Genomic DNA, 19,113 nt, shown 5'->3' on the forward strand with positions numbered 1-19,113 from the left:
TTCGCCGTCGTCGGCATCAGTGTTTGCCTCGCGGCCCCAAAGACATATACCGTGGCTGCTCGCAGGGCGAACGGCATGAAAGAAACTGTTCGCGAGCTGGGACCGGCCGCCGGAAGCGGGATCGGGGCGTACGTGCTGGGCTACGTCTTCACGTACGTCCTCAGTGGCCCCGCCGTCGAGGAGTCGAGCCTGAACCAGATCGTCGAGGCGGTCGGCGACGGCGGCGTCGCCTGGAAGCTCGTCGGCTGGGTGTTCTACAACGCCCACGGCGTGACGACGACGATCGACATCGACATCCCGTTTCTCGGCGGCACTGAGGTCCTCAACTACATCGCACAGGGGGACGCGCTGTCGCCCGTCCTGTACGTGCTCCCACCGGCGCTGTTGATCGCGGCCGGCCTCTTCGGTGCCCGGATGGCCGACGCGAGCGACGTGGGCGACGCGGTGCGGACCGGCGGCGCGGTCACGGCCGGCTACCTCCCGCTGGCGATCGTCGGAGCCGTCCTCTTTACCGTCACCGTCGACTCCTCGTCGGGCGGGCCGACGCTGGTGCCGGCGATCGGGCTGGCCGGGCTGGTCTACCCGCTCGTGTTCGGCTCGATCGGTGCGGGGATCGGGGCCACCCTCGCGAGCAGCGGCCGGTGACGGCGGCTCCGGTACGCTTTTGCCCGTCTCCGTGTAGACGGTGAGGTATGGTTCGGGGACCGCGGGCGGAACTGGCAGAGAAGATGGCGGGCGAGATCGCGCTCAGCGACGCGCCCGGCGAGACCGTCCGCAAGTGGCGCACGGACTTCGAAGTGAGCCAGACGGGGCTGGCCGACGCGCTCGACGTGTCGCCCTCTGTCGTCTCCGACTACGAGAGCGGGCGGCGCGACAACCCCGGCATCGGCGTGGTCAGGCGGGTCGTCTCGGCGCTGCTTGACATCGACGAGCGACGCGGCGGCGAACACATCCGCCAGCACGCTCGCGTCCTCTCGGCCGGCTTCGACTCCGACGTGGTCCACGATCTGGGCGAGTACGCCGCCAACGTCCCGCTGGCACAGTTCTACGACGCCATCGGGGCCACCGAGCTGGTCGGCGGGGACGCCGACACCGTCGCCGGCCACACCGTCATCAACTCCATCGCCGCGATCACGCGGCTCTCGTCGGACGAGTTCTACCAGCTCTACGGGCAGTCGACCAACCGGGCGCTGGTGTTTACCGACGTGACTCGCGGCGAGTCGCCGCTGGTCGCGCTGCGGGTCGTGACGCCGACGCCCAACGCGGTCGTCCTGCACGGACTCGAATCCGACGCCCTCTGGGACCACGCGGTCGATCTCGCTCGCATCGACGGCTTCTCGCTCGCCATCGCGGACGCCGAGATGGACGAGATGCTGGCGGGGCTGCGGGAACTCCGGTAGGCGCTACTGGAGTGCGGGCGGCGCGACGGGATCGAGTTCTGCCTCCTCGAAGAACGACCGCAGGAAGGGTACTCGCGCCTCGATCTCATCGGGGGTGTGCGAATCGGAACCGACGGTGACGGACACGTCGTACTCGGCCAGCACCGACCGGAACGGTGCCGTCGGGTGGACGAGGTCGAGATCGGTCAGCGCACGCCCGGCGTTGATCTCGGGGATCGTCCGCGAGTCGGCGAACGCCGCCGCCACGCGGCGATACTGCTCCTCGGTCGCGCGGCCGGCCAGCGGCGGCGTCCGCTCGATCAGGTCCGGGTGGGCGGCCACGTCGAACAGCTCGGACTCGATCAGTTCGACGAGACGGTCGAAGTACTCGTCGACGAGGGCGTCGAGTGTTGCCTCGGAGCGGCCGGCGTAGTTCGAGGGGACCTGTACGTTCGCGCCGTCGAGTTCGTGGACGCTCCCGATCGCGTAGTCGAAGTCGGCCTCGGCCAGGAAGTCGGCGATCGCGTCCTCGTCGCTCGGGTGATAGTCCATCTCGACGCCGTCGTAGATCGCCACGTCGGTCTCCGCGCGCAGCGACTCGATCCCCGTTCGTCGGCGCTCGTAGGTCTCGTCGAGGTTGAACCCGTAGCGGGCTCGCTCCTCGCGGCGGAACGCGCGCTCGGTGACGGTGCAGTGATCGGTGAAGCCGATCCCGTCGATCCCCGCCGCCGCCGCGGCCCGGGCCATGTGGAACATGTACCGACCGTCCGAGTAGTTGGTGTGGGCGTGGTAGTCGTACACGGTGGTCCACTGGGCACCGCCGGCAAAGTCGGTTGCGCCGCGAGCGAAAGAACCGTTAGTTCCCCCTTCGTCGCCGACACCATGGCCCCCCGAACGACGACCGCCCTCCTCGTCGGATTGCTCGCTCTGAGTGGACTCTCCGTCGTCGCTGGAGGGGTGATCGACGCCCCGCCCGAGCTGACGATCGAGAACCAGGCAGACTCCACCCACCGCGTGACCGCCTACACCGTCGCCGAGACCGAGTCCGTGATGGAGCTGAACTTCGCCGTTACGACCGACGACGGCGACCGCCGACTCGCGACGCTCGAACAGCTCTACTGGCCCGGCGAGTTCCGGAACGTGACGATAGCCGACGACGGCGTCCCCAGTCAGCGCCACACCGTCGAGCCGGGCGAGAACGTGACGACGACTGTCGAGGCCTGGACGCCGGGGAACGTCACGATCTACGTCGTCGAGGATCTCGGCGACGACCAGCGCCACGTCCACACCGACATCCGCACCTGCACCGAGCGCGAGCAAGAGCACGAACTCAGGCTCGAATCGGACGGCACCGGCGGGAGCTACACGTGTGCCTCCAGTCTCGACTGGCTCCTCCGCTGAGCGAGGGCGGACGGCCGGCGAGTGCCCGGTGTCACTCGGCGGACACCGGCCCGGACTGCCGGAGCAAGACGGCGATCGAGACGGCCTGGACCGGAGCCACGAGCGCCGTGCTCAGGAATCCACCGGCGACGGGGACCAGCGCCAGCCCCCAGACGGCGAGACCGAACGCGAGGACGAGACCGAACAGCCGGAAGCGCTGTCCGCGCGCCGTCGCGACGCTCGCCCGCAGTGCCGCCGGGACGCCGAGACCGACGGCGAGGTATCCGGGAAACGGGAACAGCGAGACCACCACGAACGAGATGGCGAACACGACGAGCAGTCCCAGCGGGACGCTCCCCGGCGAGAACTCGACGGGACCGAACACGCCGAGAACGGCCGTCACAGTGACGAGCACCGCGAGGTAGCGAGCCAGCGACCCGCGGTCTCGCTGGCCGTCGAGGGCGCGCGTCATCGTCAGCCACCCGGCCGCGCCGATCGCCAGCAGGACGGCGGTTTCCAGGGCGACTGCACCCAGGAGGTACGGCAGCCCCAGATCCACGACCGCACCGAGGTGTCTGCCGGTTCGGGCGGTCCCGCGGGGGAACACCGAGTACTGGAGGCTGACGGTCTCGGCCATCCAGTTGGGCGTCGCGACGGGGATCGGGTCCCATTGCCGGAGCCAGTCTGCGAGTGCGACAAGGAGCCCGGCGACGGCGAACGGACCCAGCAGCCGGGGGTCCCGCCGGAGTTCCGTCAGGGCGGCCCGCAGCACGGTCACCGTCGTCTGCGGTGACGACGACCGTTCGTCGACGGCACCGTCGTCGACGACCGTCCCGCCGTCTGACTCCGGCGTCATGCCGTCTCCTCCAGCGCGATCACGCGCTTTCGGTTGGCGGCGTACAGCCGTCCGTCGCCGACGATCGGCGGCGACAGTGGCATCTGTGAGGGCCGGTAGGTGAACAGTCGCTCGCCGCTCGCGGCGTCGAGTCCGACCAGTTCGAACCCCGAGCGGACCGCGTACACGACGCCGTCGGCCACGACGGGAGCCGTCTTGCCGTCGAACGGCGTCGTCCACAGCACCTCGCCGCTCGCGAGGTCGAGCGCGCGCATCGACGCCAGTTGGTCGGCCACGAACACGGTCCCGTCGGCGACCGCCGGGACGCTGTCGGTGACGTTCGCGTCGAGGTCGGTGTCCCACAGGAGACGCCCGTCGGCCGGGTCGAGCAACCGGACATCCTCGCGAGTCTGAACGACCACGCCCTCCGCCGTCGCGACCGGTGAGCTGATCATCTGTTCGTCGAGGTTGCGGTGCCACTCCCGGACTCCGCTCTCGGCGCGATAGGCCGACACCTGTCCGGGCCAGGCCGTCGCGAAGACGAGCCCGTCCCGGACGGCCGGGCGCTGGAACGACGAACTCGTCTCCTCGTCGTCGAACGCCACCCGCCAGCGGATACCACCGCTCTCGGAGTCCAGCGCGACGAGCGACTCCCCGGCCGGAACGGGGCTGTAGATCGTCTCGTCGGCGACGACCGGCGACGGCGGTTCCGGGGGGCCGAAGAAGCCGGGCTTCGAACCCGGCCCGCGCCACCGCTCGACACCCAGACGCTCGTCCGTCAGGGGCACGCCGATCCCGCCGCCCTCGTTCAGACCGAAGACCTCCGTCGGCGTGGTCACGGCCAGCGTCGCCGTCTCGTAGATGGCGGCCGGGGCGCGGGCGGGACTCGACTGGTAGGGTCCCGAGGCTCCGAACACTCGCTCGCCGTCTTCCGGGTCCAGCGCGAGCAGGCCGCCCCCGGCCGCGTAGAGCCGGCCACCGACGCTGATCGGCGACGTGGTCCCCCGGAACCAGTCCGTCGACTCGTGGCTCCAGGCGACCTCGACCTCGCCACGCGGCCCCGTCGCGGACGGGTGGTGGGCCGTGCCAGCCGCGTCGTAGCGGGCCATCGGCCACGAGACCGGTTCGGGGGGCGACTCGGACTGTGCGCCGGCAACGGGGCCGCCGACAGCGCCAGCGAGTGCGAATCCGGCAGACGCGAGCAACCGTCGTCGAGTGGAGGGCATCACCGCCCCTCTTCAGCCGGCGAACAATAATCGGTGGTGGTTCCCCGGTCGCGAACCGGCATCCGCGAGCACACCCGACACCGAAAAAACGGATCGTTCGCTCCGCTCTCGATCCGTCGAATTTCCTACCGCACGTAGCGATACTTCCGTTCGCGTCCCGTCCGACTGCCTACCGCACGTATCGGTATTTCCGTTCGCCCATCCGGCCCGCTACCCACCTTTTTCCTGCGGGAGTACCCTCGCTTCGCTTCGGGTACCCCTTGCAAAAACGTGGGCGAAAAAACGGATCGTTCGCTCCGTTCGCGTTCCGTCCGACTGCCTACCGCACGTAGCGATACTTCCGTTCGCCCATCTGGCCCGCTACCCACCTTTTTCCTGCGGGGGTATCCTCGCTTCGCTTCGGGTACCCCCTTGCAAAAACGTGGGCGAAAAAACGGATCGTTCGCTCCGTTCGCGTTCCGTCCGACTGCCTACCGCACGTAGCGATACTTCCGTTCGCCCATCCGGCCCGCTACCCACCTTTTTCCTGCGGAGGTACCCTCGCTTCGCTGCGGGTACCCCCTTGCAAAAACGTGGGCGAAAAAACGGATCGTTCGCTCCGCTCTCGATCCGTCGAATTTCCTACCGCACGTAGCGATACTTCCGTTCGCCCATCCGACCCCAGCCGTCGAAGACGAACTCCTCGCTCGGCGTGGTGAGTTCCTCCACGTCGGCGTAGTCGTCGGTGTCGTGGTTGTGGACGTCGTGGATGCGCTCGTACTCCTCGAAGGAGATGTCGTAGCGCCGGTCGAGCTGGTCGTCGACGTTGAGCGCCTCGATCTCCGCTTTCCAGCCGTCGGCGACTGTCTCGGCGTGGATCTCGGCCTGTGCGCCCGAGCCGTAGGAGGCCACGAGGAGCTGGGCCCCGGTCAGATCTCGGTCGTGTTCAAGTGCGTGTTTGAGGCCGGCGACGCGGGCGACGTGGACGGAGCCAGTGTACCAGTTGCCCACCTCGCGGGCGATTTCGAGGGTCGGCTCGATCGTGTCGGCGTACCAGTCCTCGTAGCGTTCCGTCTCGGTGAGTGCGTCCGTGTACTCCTCGATGGCGTCGAAGAACTGCTCCTGTGTCTTGAACTCCTCGCGGCGGGGCTGGCGGCCGATTTCCTCGGCCAGTTCGAGTTCGACGTCCGTGTCACGACAGACGTGGCGATAGCCCAGAGCAGCGGCCTTGCGGACCATGCCCGGGAACGGCGTGTGAAACGGGATCAGCGCGAAGTCGTCGGGGTGGAGTTCGACCCCGGCGCGTTCGAGGTCCTCCATCGCCTCGCGCATGCGTGCGAGGTACACTTTCATCGAGCGCTTGCCGTCGACGGAGGGGAACTGCTGGTTGGGCTTCAGGAAGTCCGTCTCGTCGGCGCTGCCAAAGCCCTGGTCGGTCGACAGCTCGACGAAGTCGGGGTCTTCGTCGACGATCATCGCGACCGCGCCGGCACCCTGCGTCGCCTCGCCGGGGTCGTCGCGGGCGTACAGCGCGGTGTCGGTCGCGATCACGAGCGCCTTGCGGCCGCGATTGCGGCCCGCGCGGATCCAGTTGTAGGCGTCGTCGAGGCTCTGGGTCCCGGCGATGCAGGCGAACTTCCGCTCGCCCTTGTTAGCGTGGTGGAAGTCCTCGTCGTACACCTGTTCGAGACAGCCGGCGACGTACGTCGACACCGGCTTGGAGTTGTCGAAGGCCGACTCCGTCGCCACGTCGATCCGGCCGATGTCGTCGGGCGTCAGACCCTTGCGTTCCATGAGCCGGTGTGCCGCGTTGGCCGCCATCGTCACGATGTCCTCGTACACGTCCGGGAACGAAGAGACGTGGAGACCGAGCCCCTTCGTGTACTTGCCGGGGTCTTCGTCCTGTGCCGGCGCGAACGTCTCCGCGAGGTCCAGTTGGAGTTTGCCCGTCCGAATCTCGATCGCGTCGATACCGACCGTTGTCATACACTGAGAGTTACCGCCGCCGTATAAGATACTGTCGACTATTACTTCGACGATCGTCGAAAGTACCTCGAACCGAGATGCGACATCCTACGAAACAGTGAATCTGAACTTCTTCGTGCCGGTAGTACCGTTATCTAGGCGATAGAAAACCGTAACCGAGATCGTTTCACCACTCATGTCAACCTCTCTCCCACCAGGGTTCTCGAATTCGTAGAGAGAGAATCGCAATGTCGATTGGCTTGAGGCGGTCGCGTCTCCGTTGTTACTAAAACCGTCCGTATCGAGATCGAACGTATTCGGTAATCCAACCCCATCGTTGACATCTACCCAGCCGTCGTTACGGTCGGTTTCGATGTACAGCTCCGTTCGGCCTGGTTCATCGTTTGGCGCTCCGAGGCCGTCACTGAGTCGCGCCACGTTTCCACTAGTTTCGTTGATTCGGACATCAGTGATCGTCAACTCTTGATCGAACTCGTTCGTCAGCGTGAACTCGACTCCTCCGGTAGTGATGCCAAGGTCAGCGTTGTCTCGCGCGACAGCGTCGTCGTTGTACACGAGGGTTGCCCTGTTGATGATCTCCAAGCTCAGACGGTCGCCTCCCCCGCCACTCGACGTGTATACGGTCACCCCTCCGTTGTTCACCGGTGTCAACGTCGTCGAGTTCTCCCCGACGGCATTCGTCGTTCCCGAAGCAGACACCGTACCGACCTGCGTATCGTTTGTCGCGTACTGTACCGCTCCGCCGTCGACAATCGGGTCTGTCGCCATCGACAGCGTCGCTTCGGAGGTCTGAGAGAAGTCCAGCGTACAGGGATTGTCCACTCCGTTCGGACAGTCGATCCCGGTTTGATCGGACGGGTCCAGCCACGTGACGTTGTACGCACCGCTGCCAGCCGATGGTGAACGTGACGGTTCGCTCTCGACGTAGACCCGCATCGTGACGTTGCGCGGCGTCGTCCCGTCGAACGAGGTCGTCGGCTCCGTCACGGCACTGAACTTCAGGTCGACCCACTGCCCACCGGCGACGCCGGTGCTGTCGTAGGTGAACGTCGCCTGTCCGTTCTCGTCGGTCGCTACCTGGTCGGGGGAGAGCGTCCCGCTCTCTGCCGACGCGTTGATCTGCCCGTCCGTCACGGGGTTGTTGTACGCATCCCGGAGTTCGAGGGTCACCGTCGTCGTATCACCAGTTTCCAGTCGCGTCGCGTTGCCTGCGGCGTCAGTGAGATACGCCTCGTCTTCCGCAGTGACCTGACTCCCGACCCCGACTTTCGTCATGCGGAGCCGGTAGGAGACGTTCGGTTCGAGCGTGACCGACAGACGATCGTACCGAGCGCCAGCGATCGTCTGAACCTCGTAGTCGAGGACGTGACCACCGTTCTCGTCGCGTTGGTCCGCCAGGAGCGCGTCCCACTCGGACTCGGACAGCTGCGTCGCCGCCGAGAGTGTCACGTTCGAGGAGTCGTTGGACACCGCGACCGTCGTCGTCGACGTACTCACCGGTTCGAGGTCCAGGCTCGTCGAACCGGCCTGGGTCCGGCTCAGAGAGCCGTTGATCGTCACGAGGCTGATCCGCTTGCCGTCGATCATCGTCTGGCCTGTTGCGGCCAGGCTCTCGTCCGCGAAGCGGTTCGACAGGACCGTGTTCTCGTACGCCGTCTCGGGTGCCTGTCCGTAGACGTTGTAGCTGGGCTGGTAGACGAGGAAGCCGGTGTCGTAGCGCCGACCCGTGCCGTTCCAGAAGTCGCCGGTCTCACCGCTGGCGGTAGCGTTCTCGATCGTCAGATTCGCCCCGGAATCCGCGGTTTCGCTGGTGCGGATCGTCCCCGAGGCGGGCCCGGGGTTGACGGCGACGAGTCTAGCGGGATAGCGGGTCCCGAGCGTCAGCGTCACCGATCTGGTCGCCGTCTCGCCGTGGATCGAGACCAGTTCGTTGCGCAGATCCTGCATCTGGTCTCGAATATCCTGGTTGTGGTTGAACTCGACCGCGCGGTTCTGGTTCGGGACGACGAAGGCCTGATAGCTCGAAAACGCGACGACGAGCATCGCGAACAGCAACACCGCTCCGATCTGGACCGACTGGGCGCGGTCGTCGTCCCGGAGTCGCATTGCCCGTCCTTGTCAGTACCCGGTAAAAAAGCTGTCCGCAGCTATGATCCAAACGATAACGACTACGCGTCGCCCTCTTCGTCTTCTTCGACGACCTCGGGGTCGCTCATTGCCGTCTGGAGGCTATCGAGTCCGTTGGCCCACTCCGAGACCAGTCCGTACTCGAGTTCCGCGGCCGCGTCCACGTCGAGTTCCTCGCCGTCGATGACCAACGTACCGGCCTGGACGCAGTAACCGAGCGCCGCGTCGAGGTCCTCCTCGGCCTCGGCGTCGGCCGCGGCCTCGATGTAGTCGATGACCGTTCCCTCCTCGGCGGGGCCCTCGGCGATATACTCCTCGGCGGCGTAGAAGACACAGACGAGGGAGGTCTGGACGCCGTCGATCAGCATGACGGTCTCCTCGTCGTCGAGGTCGATCTCTTCGAGGACGATCGCGCGGATGTCCGCGATCTCCTCGAGCGCGGTGTCCCGATCGATCAACTCGTCGTCGTGATCGGTGATGATCTTGGCGACGGCGATCGCCGCATCGTCCTGCAGATTCAACAGCAGGCGAGCGGAATCTTCGTCTTCCGGATCGATCTCCTCTTCGTCGAGGCGGTCGATCCAGTTTTGCCACCGTTCCTCCGTGTAGTACTCCCCCGGTGGAGTGCTCATATCCCTCCCTACACATGGCCGGGGATAGTACTTTCGACCACCGGGGACGCAAGAAGTTACCGTACCGATCCACAGAGGCGAGACAGTCGGTCGAGCCGTCGAACGGTTTGGACAATCATTTATCCCACCCCGCAGAATCGCCGGGTATGGCAGCACCACGAATCCTGATTCTGGGTCCGCCAGGTGCGGGCAAGGGGACACAGTCGAGCAACATCGCCGAGAGCTACGGCGTCGAGCACGTCACGACTGGCGACGCGCTCCGTGGCAACAAGGAGATGGACATCTCCGACATGGACACGGAGTACGACACGCCGGGCGCGTACATGGACGCGGGCGACCTCGTCCCCGACAAGGTCGTCAACGCCATCGTCGACGAAGCGCTCTCGCAGGCCGGCGGCTTCGTCCTGGACGGCTATCCCCGGAACCTCGAACAGGCCGAGGAACTCCAAGACATGACCGACCTCGACGTGATCCTCTCGCTGTCGGTCGCTCGCGAGGAACTGGTCGACCGACTCACCGGCCGCCGGGTGTGTGACGACTGTGGCGCGAACTACCACGTCGAGTTCAGCCCGCCCGAGGAAGACGGCGTCTGTGACGACTGTGGCGGCGACCTGATCCAGCGCGACGACGACAACGAGGAGTCCGTCCGCAACCGTCTGGACGTGTTCGACGAGAACACCCAGCCGGTGATCGACCACTACGAGGGCGAGGACGCCTTCGTCGCCATCGACGGCGAGCAGACCCCCGACGAGGTCTGGGGCGACATCCAGGACGCCATCGACGCGCGCGTCGAGTAAAACGTTGATAAGGGCTCGCCGCTGTAGAGTAGTACACGAATGGCACGTACCGCCCAGAAAGTAGAGTCGCTCGCCAGCGAGGGCGAGGACATGACCGACGCACTGGCGACCGTCCTCGCCGTCGCCGAGGAGCAGGGGACCGTCTCCTGGGCCGACGTGAGCGACGATCTCACGAGCGGTCAGTGGGGCCGGCTCATCGAGAAAGGGCTGCTGGTCGACGCCGACGGAGCGGGGTTCGTCCTCAGCGACCCCGACGGGATCCGCGACGCGCTCGGCGAAGACAGCGTCGAGGCTGCTGCGGCCACCAGCGGCGACAGCGACGGCGACGACGAGGGCGTCAACTGGACCAGTTACGACAAGGGCGCGGCCCTGGTCACCGTGGGCCTGTTCGCCGGCTACATGCAACAGGACGTGCGGTCACTCGTCGGCGGCACGATCGACATCGTGCTGGGACCGCTCAACGACGTGGTTCCGTTCTACGTCGTCATCCTCGTGCTGGCGATCATGACAGGTCTCTGGTCGACACTCCTCCAGGACAACCTCATGGACTCGGAAGTCATGGGAAAGTACCAGGAGAAGATGCAGGATCTCCAGGACCGCCGTGAGGCCGCCAAAGAGCGCGGCGACGACGAAGCCCTCGACAAGATCCAGCAAGAGCAGATGGAGGCGATGGGCGACCAGCTGGGCATGTTCAAGGCCCAGTTCCGACCGATGGTGTGGATCATGCTGCTGACGATCCCCGCCTTCCTCTGGATGTACTGGATGATCCGCGACGGCCACATCGAGGCCGCAGAGACCGTGATGGTCCTCCCCCTGGTGGGCGAGGTCTCGAACTGGCAGCAGGGCGTCCTCGGACCGCTCCAGGCCTGGATCCTCTGGTACTTCCTGTGCTCGCTCGGCTTCAGCCAACTGCTCCGGAAGGCACTGAACGTCCAGACCTCGCCAACGGGGTAGCCGACCCCGCGAACGCGACCGGAAACAGACAGCCTCTTTATTCGCGCCCTCACCAGTCGATACATGTTGATCACCGTTTCCGGACCGGCGGGTAGCGGCAAGAGCACACTCGCCGCGAACCTCGCCGAGGCACTCGGATACGACCACGTCAGCGGCGGCGACATCTTTCGCTCGCTGGCCGAGGAACGCGGCGTCTCGCTGGTCGAACTCAACCAGCAGGCCGAATCCGACGACCAGATCGACCGCGACCTCGACCGGCGACTGCGCTCGACCGCTCGCGAGGAAGACGATCTCGTCCTCGAATCCCGGCTGGCCGGCTGGATGGCCGGTGACTACGCCGACCTGAAGCTGTGGCTCGACGCACCACTGGACGTGCGGGCCGAACGGATCGCCGACCGCGAGGAGAAGTCCGTCACCGAAGCCAGAGACGAGACGCAGGCCCGCGCCGAGAGCGAAGGGCTGCGCTACCAGGAGTACTACGGCATCGACATCGACGACCGATCGATCTACGACCTCTCGATCAACACCGCCCGCTGGGACGAGAGCGGCGTCCAGGAACTCATCGTCGCCGCCGTCGACGCCTACGAACCGGACGGTGACGAGGGGAAAGCACCGACGGCCGGCGTCACCTACGAGTTCTGAGATGGTCCGCGACGCGCCCGAACACCGGTCGCCCGCCGATCTGCTCACCTTCGGCGTCGTCAACCTCGACAAGCCACCCGGCCCCTCCGCCCACCAGGTGGCCGCCTGGGTCCGGGACGCCGTCGACGACGCGCTCGACGCGGCCGGCGACGACCGGACGCTCGGGCGCGTCGCACACGGCGGCACGCTCGACCCGAAGGTCACGGGCTGTCTCCCGATCTTGCTCGGCGACGCCGCCCGCGCGGCACGCGTGTTCGACGACGCGGTCAAAGAGTACGTCACGATCCTCGAACTCCACGACCAGGCGCCGCCGGACTTCGACTCGATCGTCGCCGAGTTCGAGGGCGAGATCTACCAGAAGCCCCCGCGCAAGAGCGCCGTGAAACGACGGCTCCGCAGCCGGACGATCCACGCGCTGGACGTCCTCGAACGCCACGACCGCCGGGCACTCCTGCGCGTCCGCTGTGGCTCTGGCACGTACGTCCGCAAGCTCTGTCACGACATCGGGCTCGCGCTCGGGACCGGCGCACACATGGGCGAACTCCGACGCACCGCGACCGGCGACTTCGACGATCGCGACCTCGTGACTATGGAGGACCTCGTCGACGCGCTGGCCGAGTGGGCCGACAACGACGACGAGAGCTGGCTCCACGAGACAGTCGCACCCGCCGAGCACGCACTCCGTGGCTACCCGACGGTCACGATCGCCCCCAGCGCCGCCCGCGAGGTAGCACACGGCGCACCGGTCTACGCGCCCGGCGTCATCGAGACCGACGCCGAGCAGGGTGCCGAGGTGTGCTGCGTGACGCCCGACGGCGCGGCGGTGTGTCTGGGCCGACTGGTCGGCGGCCCCGACGCCGAGGGCGGCGTCGCCGTCGAACTCGAACGCGTCCTCGTCTAACGGTTCTCTGGATGACGACACCCGCCGCGACTCGATGGCCCCGACCGAGACGATGACTCTCACACGCAACGCCGAAGCGTAGCCCTTAATTAGTGGACCCTCCTCATCCCGAGTGCGGGACCGTGGGGTAGTGGTATCCTCTGCCGATGGGGTCGGTAGGACCTGAGTTCGAATCTCGGCGGTCCCATACACCACCTTTTTGCGCGTCGCCCTTCCTCGCGAGCCTCCGGCTCGCTGCGGTGAGGGCTCCTTGAAAAACGTGGGCGAAAAAGCTGCTGGCTCGCGGTGCTCGCCAGCAGTGAACCGCCTCGCTTCGCTCGGCGGATGCGCGACGCCACGAGTCCTTCGAGGCAGGCGACAGAGAGTCGTCCGCCGACTGGGCGACGTGGAAGCTCGCGCTGTACTGGGCGACGAACCGGCGCTTCTGGTCCTGCTCTGATACGGATTATTGTAGCCGTTTTCCCGGTCGACCGCACCACGGTGTGCGGTCAATCCGGGAAAGATCTACAATAATCCGTATGAGTCGATCACGGACGGGATCGACCCGAACGACCACACGCAGGACCCCGACGTACGGGAGACCGTCCGCTGGTGTTCGCTCGACTCCGTACAGGCTGCGAGCGAGCGCGAGATACGCGACGACCTCGCGCGTCGGCAGTGGGACGCCCTCGACGATCTCGACGCTGCCATAGAGCGGGCGATCTCGGACGTGGAACAGCCGCAGATGCGTTCGACGCTGCCCGAGGAAGCCACGGTTCGGTGTGTCGTCGACTACATCGGCGCGTCTGCGTACTGGGACCTCCCCAGCAACGAGCTGGGCGACGACCCTTCGGTCGGCCGATGTGGATGCGATGGTCGTCTCCGACTGGGGCGGCTGGGACGATCTGGAGACGTCTCTGGGCCACTATCGCGGAACGCACTCGCCTGAGGCACAGCTGCGGGAGCGGGAGAAAGTGGAGTGGCTGTAACGGCGAAAGTGATACCAACCAAGCGTATACAACGTACACACATGAGCACCATTCGAGTCAGCGACGACGTGAAGGAACGGCTCCGTGACCTGAAGCGGGACGACGAGAGTTTCAACGACCTGCTGGACCGTCTGAGCCGGAGCGAGAAGGACGTGGAAGCGATTGCAGAGTCACTCAGCGACATCAACGACGGCGACCTCGGTGAGCGCATGGACGACGCACACGACGAGCTGAGCGAATCGCTCGAAGAGCGGGAGTACGAATGATCGTTCTGGATCGCGATATCCTGGCAAAGCTCACCGAACTGGATCAACAGATCGTTCAGCATCTGGGTCAATACCGTGGGGAAGAGTGGACTATTCCCGCGATTGTCGCATGGGAATCGTACAAGGCGCAGCCGTCGAGAAGTCAGATGATCGAGACACAGAACAATCTCCAGTCGAACTTCGACCGGATCATCAACTTTACCGACGACACAGCACTCGAAGCGGCGTACCTCGGTGAAAAGCTACAGTCACAGGGTGTCTCGCTCGACGCCGCCGACCTGCTGAATCTGGCGACTGCCCACGAGGAAGGTGCCACGTTCGTCACCCACAACAGCAACGACTTCGACAAGGAGCCAGTTACACAACTCACTGATGTCGACGTTGTACACACCGAGTGATAGTGAACATGACTCGATACTTAGAGTACGCCGAGAGTAGCGTCTACTGAACGATAGTTTGTGAGGAGTAGTAATATACAGACATCAATCAGGAAATTCTGATAGCCAAGGGTCGTGGCTGTAATTCTCTAAAATAACATCTCTATCAGCTCTTTCAATGATGTCTTTGCACCTCTCAATCCGATCGACGGTCTGCTGAAGATCCTCTCTATTATGAACTAGCGTTCTCGACAAATGCATAATTGGGTTGCGTAAGTGGACTAAACCACCGGTTTCTTCAAACTCGGTTTTCGAGTTGTAGTCGAATTTGGCACGGAGGGTTTCGTGGTCTCCAACAACACTTAGGATCTCAGAAAGCTCCATAAACTCAGAGATATGCATACCCAGTCCTTCCTCCTTTGCTTCTGACCAACGGTCGATCGTTTTTGAAGATAAGTATGGTACAATATCGATCTCATCCAACTCTTCCTCAATCTTTTCTGCAAATACAGATTCTAACTCAGCAATAACTGGATATATCGACTCCTTGGCTGCTCTACTATTAATGTCTGCGAGAGTTATGATACCAACGTGTCCTTGGCTTCTGACTACGTTTGCAATATCTCTTTTTGTTTCTGGGTCATGGTGTCTTGTCGAGATTATCCGCCCCAATTTTCTATCAAAGTCCGTATTTCTACCCGACCATTTTATTTCTCCATCTTCAACTCCGTACCAATACCGGTGATCAACCAATAAAAACGGGTCTCCTCGTAAGTGAGAGATTGCAGTGAACACAGATGCGTCAGGATGGATGATTTGTTGCGGGGCAAGATCATGAACTTCACCTGTCTCAGTGTTCACATACTTTTGATCCAGAGGGAGCGGAATATGGGTGTAATTTTTTGCCCTGTAATCGTCCATGCGTTCCTCATACGTTTCTATGGTCTCTACTTGCGCTGGCGATGCAATTTTCTGGGCCAGGTGGGTGGCGGTATTAACCCTCATCTTCATCCATGTTTGGGTGTAATGTTGGTTTTGCTGTATCTGATCTATTACCTTCCTCAGCCACGTAGTACTCTCTCAACTGGCGGCTTCAGCCGGTTATCGGCTTCGATCTGTCCCTGAAGATAGAGCATCCCGTCGGTCGTCAGGTCGTACATATCGTTGTAGATCGGTTCGACGAACCGGATGCAGTAGAGCATCTGGCACCGTTCCCAGATGTGACCCGGCGACGCCGTGAAAGCCCTGTCGTGGGCCATCATTCGGGGCGTCGCCATCCCGTCCCGGTCGATGTACTCTAAGATCCGTTCGTCCAACTGCTTCATCCAGTAGGCTGACTTTCTCTCGTTCATGGCTTAGACCTACTCGTGGATCTCTCCGGCGCTTGGTCCGTCGTTCTCGTTGAAGACCGACTCCACCTCGTCCGGTGTGCCTTCCGACGTGTCGATCTCGCTGTCGAGGTACCGCTTTCCTCGTTCGGTGATCGGATTGACCGAAAATCGCATCCATCCAACGAGTCCCCGGTGTGAGAGCCGGCGATCTCGGACGTGGAGGCGATCGGCGAATCACTCCCGCCGCTCGGCGAGGAGGCGATCGAGCAGATGGACAACGGAGAGAGCGGCTGAACGATTCGCCGGAGCAACGCCGGTAGCTGATCGTCGCCGACAGGATTCACGTCGTCCGTTCGACGCGTCGGAGTCGGTCGCCACAGCAGTCCGAGCGGTAGCGGTCGTACTCGCGGACGAACGGGCAGTCTCGGTAGCGTCGGGCGACGACGGTGCCACAGGTTCGACACTGGAAGGTCCAGCGCGCGTCGGCGAACGTCCGGCAGTGGACCTCGGTGTCGAGTGTCTCGGCGCGACGCCGGAACGCCGCGCCGTGGCCGGTCGTGCCACAGTGTTGGTACTGTTCGACGTGGATCAGTTCGTGGCGCAGCGTCGACGCCCACTCCGCCTGCGAGAACTCGCGGAACGCGTCCCAGGTCAGCGACAGCGTACAGGCGAGTGGTCTGCCGTCGGCACCGGGGACGGCGTCCCAGTCCAGGGCCTCGTCGACGGTGGCGTCGTCGATCTGTGGGTGTCTGACCGCGGCGGCACGGCGGCGGGCTCGCGTCGAGACCGTCCACTCGACGAGGTCGAGGCGTACGTCCACGAGCCACTCGCGACGGGCGTGCTTGCAGTAGGCACGGGACCACGCGATCAGGTCGTCGTGCTCGTCGATCGCGTCGAACTCGACCGGCGCGTCCATCGGCGAACAGTGGCGGCCGAGGGCGCTTGAGCGATGCGGTCCGTCGTGGTCGCTACAGTCCGGTCGGGTGATCCACGTAGGTCGTGGTCAGGCCCCACTCTTCGAGCAGCGTAGCGAGGGACCGGACGCCGACGGTCTCCGTGGCGTAGTGGCCGGCGAGGACGACCGTCAGCCCCGCTTCGCGGGCCTCGTGGTAGGCTTTCTGTTTGCCTTCGCCGGTCACGAGCGCGTCCACGCCAGCCTCGGCGGCGTCGCCGATCCAGTCGCTGCCGCTCCCGGTGACGATCGCGATGTCATCGATCTCGTCGGGGCCGAAGTCGAGCACCTGCACGGGCTGGCCGGCGGTGTCGAGTTCGTCGGCCAGCGACGATCGGAGGGCCTCGGCGGTGAAGCTGCTGGCTGCCCGTCCGCGCTGGCCGATGTACTCCGGCCCGACCTCGCCGAAGGGAGTCCGATCGTCCAGTTCGAGCAGGTCTGCGAGTCCGGCGGCGTTGCCCAGTTCCGGATGGCCGTCGAGGGGGAGGTGAGAGACGTACAGCCCCATGCCGTGCTCGATCAGGGGAGCCATCCGACGGTAGTGGGTCCCGGTCAGTCGCTCCATCCCGCCCCAGACGATGCCGTGGTGCGTGACCAGGAGATCGGCCCCGGCGTCGGCGGCCGCCTCGACGGTCGCCTCGGCGGCGTCGACGGCGACGGCGACGTGCTCGATCTCGGTCGAGCGGGTCTCGACCTGGAGCCCGTTCGGGCTCGCGTCCAGATCGGCGTAGGCCGCCGTGTCGAGTCGCTCGTCCAGTCGGTCCGTGAGTGTCTGCAGTTCCATAGCCGGCCCTTCGACGGCCCCGTCCGTATGCCTTCGGGGAGTCGACCGGGCAGTGTTTCGTTAACAGATTTTGGGTAGCAACGCTCGCATTCGCTTCACTAAAGACGACCGTCGGCCGGCGTGTGATCGGTTCCCGGACCACCAGAACAGCTATCGACGAGGGGTCTGTGACCGGCGTATGGATCTCGTCGAGGCGACGCGAGACGACGCCGAACTGCTCGCCGAGTACTGGTTCCAGCTGGCCAGCGAGATGGAGCCGTACTCGGAGCTGAACGAGCTGGCTCACGACGATCCCGAAGACGTCGTCGAGGGTATCACACGGCACCACATCGACGGTGACGACACCACGGCCTTCCTGCTGGAAGTCGACGGCCGAACGGTCGGCTCGGTGCTCGTCCGCGAAGGGGAACACCCCTCACGGGCACTGGACAGGTACCTCCAGATCGTCGATCTGTTCGTCGAGCAGGGCCACAGAAGTCAGGGCCACGGCACCGCGGCCATCGAGTGCGTCGAGCGACTCGCGCGCGAACGCGGCGTCGACTACCTGAAAGTCTCCTGTGAGTGGGCCAACGAGGGAGCGCGCAGCTTCTACGAGGACAGCGGCTTCACCGAAAAACAGGTGACCTACACGCAACGAGTCGAGTGAGCGCGATCAGTCGCCGCTCACGAGCGTCCCGTTCTCCTCGTCGATGAGCCCGCGCTTGATCGCGGCGTCGATGATCGCGTCGAACTCCCGGTCGCTGATCTCGTAGGCGCTCGTCGCGATGTCGTGGATCTCGGCGCGTTCGACCGGGAACTCGCGGTTCTGGAGGAGTCGCATCACCTTGTTGTACTCCAGTGCCGTCAGGGACGGTCCGTCGTCCTCCTCGCCCGTGTCGCCGGCACTGTGCGTCTGCTGGGTCCGGTCGGCCTCGGCGTCGTCGCTCGCGTCCCGGCCGTCCCGTCGCGGACTGGCACCGTCGCGTCGTTCGGCGCTCTCTGTTCGGCGTTCGTCCGAAGCACGGTCCGTTCGTGTCTCGCCGTCGCGACGGCGGTCGGCACCGTGATCGTCGCCCGTGCCGTTGTGCGAGTAACTCGACCCGGTTCGCTGGGTCTGGCCGTCGGCGTCGGACTGAGACGACTCGCTGCCGTCGTCGGATCGCCCCTCGCGTGTGGGTTCCGGTTCCGGCTTCGTGTCGTTGCTCGCGTCCGTCGGCTGGCCGTCGGCCACGGCGTCGTCGGCTCCGGTCGCGGTGCCTGGCTCGTCGTCGAGGAGCGCGCCCTCGGGGTCGAGATCCGGCACGTCGTCTACGGCAGCGGTGGCGTCCCCGTCGCCGCTGGCTTCGACGACGGTCTCGACGACGTGTGCGAGCTTCTGGCGACAGCTCGGACACAGCGAGACGGCTCGCTGCTGGTCGTCGGTCGGGTCCAGCGACGCCGGCACGACCTGATACGGCTCGATCTGGGCGTCGAGGGCGGCACCACAGAAGTAACACGAGGATAGCTGTTCCATGCTCATCCGTGTGGTACGCGCGAACATAAATGGTCGCGCCACGGAGGCGGCGGTGTTCGGGTTAGAGATCGAAACTGGAGAGAAAGCACCGAAAGGGCGAGCACC

22 protein-coding genes and 1 tRNA gene are annotated in these 19,113 nt (G+C 64.8%); 11 read left to right on the plus strand and 12 right to left on the minus strand.

Translation table 11 applies throughout. The features are described from left to right. The first annotated feature begins 75 nt into the window (after positions 1-75). Together ACAH01_RS12275 and ACAH01_RS12280 are read left to right on the plus strand one after the other, a co-directional pair. A complete protein-coding gene (locus ACAH01_RS12275) occupies positions 76-645 on the plus strand; it encodes a hypothetical protein (protein ID WP_153552863.1) in 570 nt (189 codons plus the stop codon). Positions 646-692: 47 nt separating this feature from the next. Further along, positions 693-1,400, plus strand: coding sequence for a helix-turn-helix domain-containing protein (locus ACAH01_RS12280; protein ID WP_153552862.1), 708 nt, complete (start codon positions 693-695; stop codon positions 1,398-1,400). A 3-nt stretch (positions 1,401-1,403) separates the two neighbouring features. On the opposite strand, the gene ACAH01_RS12285 is transcribed toward ACAH01_RS12280, so the two are convergent. Then, entirely contained in the window at positions 1,404-2,180 is a 777-nt protein-coding gene (locus ACAH01_RS12285; protein WP_372479372.1) for a PHP domain-containing protein, read from the minus strand. Positions 2,181-2,261: 81 nt separating this feature from the next. Between ACAH01_RS12285 and ACAH01_RS12290 the strand changes: the two genes are divergently transcribed. After that, entirely contained in the window at positions 2,262-2,780 is a 519-nt protein-coding gene (locus ACAH01_RS12290; protein ID WP_372479373.1) for a hypothetical protein, read from the plus strand. Between the two features lie 31 nt (positions 2,781-2,811). Here ACAH01_RS12290 and ACAH01_RS12295 read toward each other — a convergent pair whose 3' ends face one another. From ACAH01_RS12295 to ACAH01_RS12315, 5 genes are all read right to left on the minus strand, one after another. Next, a complete protein-coding gene (locus ACAH01_RS12295; RefSeq protein ID WP_372479374.1) occupies positions 2,812-3,615 on the minus strand; it encodes a hypothetical protein in 804 nt (267 codons plus the stop codon). Continuing rightward, on the minus strand, positions 3,612-4,820 hold the full coding sequence (locus ACAH01_RS12300) for a PQQ-binding-like beta-propeller repeat protein (protein ID WP_372479375.1): 1,209 nt from the start codon (positions 4,818-4,820) through the stop codon (positions 3,612-3,614). Before ACAH01_RS12300 ends, ACAH01_RS12295 begins: the two co-directional genes overlap by 4 nt. 621 nt (positions 4,821-5,441) lie before the next feature. Then, on the minus strand, positions 5,442-6,785 hold the full coding sequence (gene hmgB / locus ACAH01_RS12305; protein WP_153552857.1) for a hydroxymethylglutaryl-CoA synthase: 1,344 nt from the start codon (positions 6,783-6,785) through the stop codon (positions 5,442-5,444). Between the two features lie 87 nt (positions 6,786-6,872). Continuing rightward, the gene (locus ACAH01_RS12310) at positions 6,873-8,891 is read right to left on the minus strand and encodes an Ig-like domain-containing protein (protein WP_372479376.1); all 2,019 of its coding nucleotides are present in this window, start codon (positions 8,889-8,891) and stop codon (positions 6,873-6,875) included. A gap of 62 nt (positions 8,892-8,953) precedes the next feature. Next, positions 8,954-9,544: a DUF2150 family protein gene (locus ACAH01_RS12315; RefSeq protein WP_153552855.1), complete on the minus strand. Its 591-nt coding sequence runs from the start codon at positions 9,542-9,544 to the stop codon at positions 8,954-8,956. A 146-nt stretch (positions 9,545-9,690) separates the two neighbouring features. Here ACAH01_RS12315 and ACAH01_RS12320 point away from each other — a divergent pair, with 146 nt between their 5' ends. The 7 genes from ACAH01_RS12320 to ACAH01_RS12350 all read left to right on the plus strand — a co-directional run bounded on the left by ACAH01_RS12320 (position 9,691) and on the right by ACAH01_RS12350 (position 14,470). Then, positions 9,691-10,341, plus strand: coding sequence for an adenylate kinase (locus tag ACAH01_RS12320; RefSeq protein WP_372479377.1), 651 nt, complete (start codon positions 9,691-9,693; stop codon positions 10,339-10,341). Positions 10,342-10,380: 39 nt separating this feature from the next. Next, the gene (locus tag ACAH01_RS12325) at positions 10,381-11,295 is read left to right on the plus strand and encodes a DUF106 domain-containing protein (RefSeq protein ID WP_372479378.1); all 915 of its coding nucleotides are present in this window, start codon (positions 10,381-10,383) and stop codon (positions 11,293-11,295) included. A gap of 63 nt (positions 11,296-11,358) precedes the next feature. Continuing rightward, complete coding sequence (gene cmk / locus ACAH01_RS12330; protein WP_170093779.1) at positions 11,359-11,937, plus strand: (d)CMP kinase; 579 nt, start codon at positions 11,359-11,361, stop codon at positions 11,935-11,937. 1 nt (position 11,938) lies between these two features. Further along, complete coding sequence (locus tag ACAH01_RS12335; RefSeq protein WP_372479379.1) at positions 11,939-12,838, plus strand: RNA-guided pseudouridylation complex pseudouridine synthase subunit Cbf5; 900 nt, start codon at positions 11,939-11,941, stop codon at positions 12,836-12,838. Positions 12,839-12,954: 116 nt separating this feature from the next. Continuing rightward, positions 12,955-13,025: transfer RNA gene (locus tag ACAH01_RS12340), tRNA-Pro, on the plus strand. An 822-nt stretch (positions 13,026-13,847) separates the two neighbouring features. Then, complete coding sequence (locus ACAH01_RS12345; protein ID WP_372479380.1) at positions 13,848-14,072, plus strand: antitoxin VapB family protein; 225 nt, start codon at positions 13,848-13,850, stop codon at positions 14,070-14,072. Beyond that, entirely contained in the window at positions 14,069-14,470 is a 402-nt protein-coding gene (locus ACAH01_RS12350; protein ID WP_372479381.1) for a type II toxin-antitoxin system VapC family toxin, read from the plus strand. The genes ACAH01_RS12345 and ACAH01_RS12350 overlap by 4 nt, the downstream gene beginning before the upstream one ends. An 84-nt stretch (positions 14,471-14,554) precedes the next feature. On the opposite strand, the gene ACAH01_RS12355 is transcribed toward ACAH01_RS12350, so the two are convergent. The 5 genes from ACAH01_RS12355 to ACAH01_RS12375 form a co-directional block, all read right to left on the minus strand. Then, entirely contained in the window at positions 14,555-15,370 is an 816-nt protein-coding gene (locus tag ACAH01_RS12355; RefSeq protein WP_372479382.1) for a hypothetical protein, read from the minus strand. Between the two features lie 140 nt (positions 15,371-15,510). Next, complete coding sequence (locus ACAH01_RS12360; RefSeq protein ID WP_372479383.1) at positions 15,511-15,801, minus strand: hypothetical protein; 291 nt, start codon at positions 15,799-15,801, stop codon at positions 15,511-15,513. A 9-nt stretch (positions 15,802-15,810) separates the two neighbouring features. Further along, the gene (locus ACAH01_RS12365) at positions 15,811-15,954 is read right to left on the minus strand and encodes a hypothetical protein (RefSeq protein ID WP_372479384.1); all 144 of its coding nucleotides are present in this window, start codon (positions 15,952-15,954) and stop codon (positions 15,811-15,813) included. Positions 15,955-16,120: 166 nt separating this feature from the next. Continuing rightward, positions 16,121-16,696: a SprT-like domain-containing protein gene (locus tag ACAH01_RS12370; RefSeq protein ID WP_372479385.1), complete on the minus strand. Its 576-nt coding sequence runs from the start codon at positions 16,694-16,696 to the stop codon at positions 16,121-16,123. A gap of 52 nt (positions 16,697-16,748) precedes the next feature. Then, positions 16,749-17,516: a Nif3-like dinuclear metal center hexameric protein gene (locus ACAH01_RS12375; RefSeq protein WP_372479386.1), complete on the minus strand. Its 768-nt coding sequence runs from the start codon at positions 17,514-17,516 to the stop codon at positions 16,749-16,751. 178 nt (positions 17,517-17,694) lie between these two features. On the opposite strand from ACAH01_RS12375, the gene ACAH01_RS12380 reads away from it, so the two are divergent. Next, the gene (locus tag ACAH01_RS12380) at positions 17,695-18,162 is read left to right on the plus strand and encodes a GNAT family N-acetyltransferase (protein ID WP_170093756.1); all 468 of its coding nucleotides are present in this window, start codon (positions 17,695-17,697) and stop codon (positions 18,160-18,162) included. Between the two features lie 6 nt (positions 18,163-18,168). On the opposite strand, the gene ACAH01_RS12385 is transcribed toward ACAH01_RS12380, so the two are convergent. Then, positions 18,169-19,008, minus strand: coding sequence for a hypothetical protein (locus ACAH01_RS12385; protein ID WP_372479387.1), 840 nt, complete (start codon positions 19,006-19,008; stop codon positions 18,169-18,171). Between the last annotated feature and the right edge of the window lie 105 nt (positions 19,009-19,113).

The sequence above is a fragment of the Halomicrobium sp. HM KBTZ05 genome, from assembly GCF_041530035.1.
In the GTDB taxonomy this organism is placed as follows: Archaea; Halobacteriota; Halobacteria; order Halobacteriales; family Haloarculaceae; genus Halomicrobium.

Coding starts and splice junctions, on each gene's coding strand:
- ACAH01_RS12275 (WP_153552863.1), top strand. CDS start 76: ATGAAAGAAACTGTTCGCGAGCTGGGACCGGCCGCCGGAAGCGGGATC.
- ACAH01_RS12280 (WP_153552862.1), top strand. CDS start 693: ATGGTTCGGGGACCGCGGGCGGAACTGGCAGAGAAGATGGCGGGCGAG.
- ACAH01_RS12290 (WP_372479373.1), top strand. CDS start 2,262: ATGGCCCCCCGAACGACGACCGCCCTCCTCGTCGGATTGCTCGCTCTG.
- ACAH01_RS12295 (WP_372479374.1), bottom strand. CDS start 3,615: ATGACGCCGGAGTCAGACGGCGGGACGGTCGTCGACGACGGTGCCGTC.
- ACAH01_RS12300 (WP_372479375.1), bottom strand. CDS start 4,820: ATGCCCTCCACTCGACGACGGTTGCTCGCGTCTGCCGGATTCGCACTC.
- hmgB (WP_153552857.1), bottom strand. CDS start 6,785: ATGACAACGGTCGGTATCGACGCGATCGAGATTCGGACGGGCAAACTC.
- ACAH01_RS12310 (WP_372479376.1), bottom strand. CDS start 8,891: ATGCGACTCCGGGACGACGACCGCGCCCAGTCGGTCCAGATCGGAGCG.
- ACAH01_RS12315 (WP_153552855.1), bottom strand. CDS start 9,544: ATGAGCACTCCACCGGGGGAGTACTACACGGAGGAACGGTGGCAAAAC.
- ACAH01_RS12320 (WP_372479377.1), top strand. CDS start 9,691: ATGGCAGCACCACGAATCCTGATTCTGGGTCCGCCAGGTGCGGGCAAG.
- ACAH01_RS12325 (WP_372479378.1), top strand. CDS start 10,381: ATGGCACGTACCGCCCAGAAAGTAGAGTCGCTCGCCAGCGAGGGCGAG.
- cmk (WP_170093779.1), top strand. CDS start 11,359: ATGTTGATCACCGTTTCCGGACCGGCGGGTAGCGGCAAGAGCACACTC.
- ACAH01_RS12335 (WP_372479379.1), top strand. CDS start 11,939: ATGGTCCGCGACGCGCCCGAACACCGGTCGCCCGCCGATCTGCTCACC.
- ACAH01_RS12345 (WP_372479380.1), top strand. CDS start 13,848: ATGAGCACCATTCGAGTCAGCGACGACGTGAAGGAACGGCTCCGTGAC.
- ACAH01_RS12350 (WP_372479381.1), top strand. CDS start 14,069: ATGATCGTTCTGGATCGCGATATCCTGGCAAAGCTCACCGAACTGGAT.
- ACAH01_RS12355 (WP_372479382.1), bottom strand. CDS start 15,370: ATGGACGATTACAGGGCAAAAAATTACACCCATATTCCGCTCCCTCTG.
- ACAH01_RS12360 (WP_372479383.1), bottom strand. CDS start 15,801: ATGAACGAGAGAAAGTCAGCCTACTGGATGAAGCAGTTGGACGAACGG.
- ACAH01_RS12365 (WP_372479384.1), bottom strand. CDS start 15,954: ATGCGATTTTCGGTCAATCCGATCACCGAACGAGGAAAGCGGTACCTC.
- ACAH01_RS12370 (WP_372479385.1), bottom strand. CDS start 16,696: ATGGACGCGCCGGTCGAGTTCGACGCGATCGACGAGCACGACGACCTG.
- ACAH01_RS12375 (WP_372479386.1), bottom strand. CDS start 17,516: ATGGAACTGCAGACACTCACGGACCGACTGGACGAGCGACTCGACACG.
- ACAH01_RS12380 (WP_170093756.1), top strand. CDS start 17,695: ATGGATCTCGTCGAGGCGACGCGAGACGACGCCGAACTGCTCGCCGAG.
- ACAH01_RS12385 (WP_372479387.1), bottom strand. CDS start 19,008: ATGGAACAGCTATCCTCGTGTTACTTCTGTGGTGCCGCCCTCGACGCC.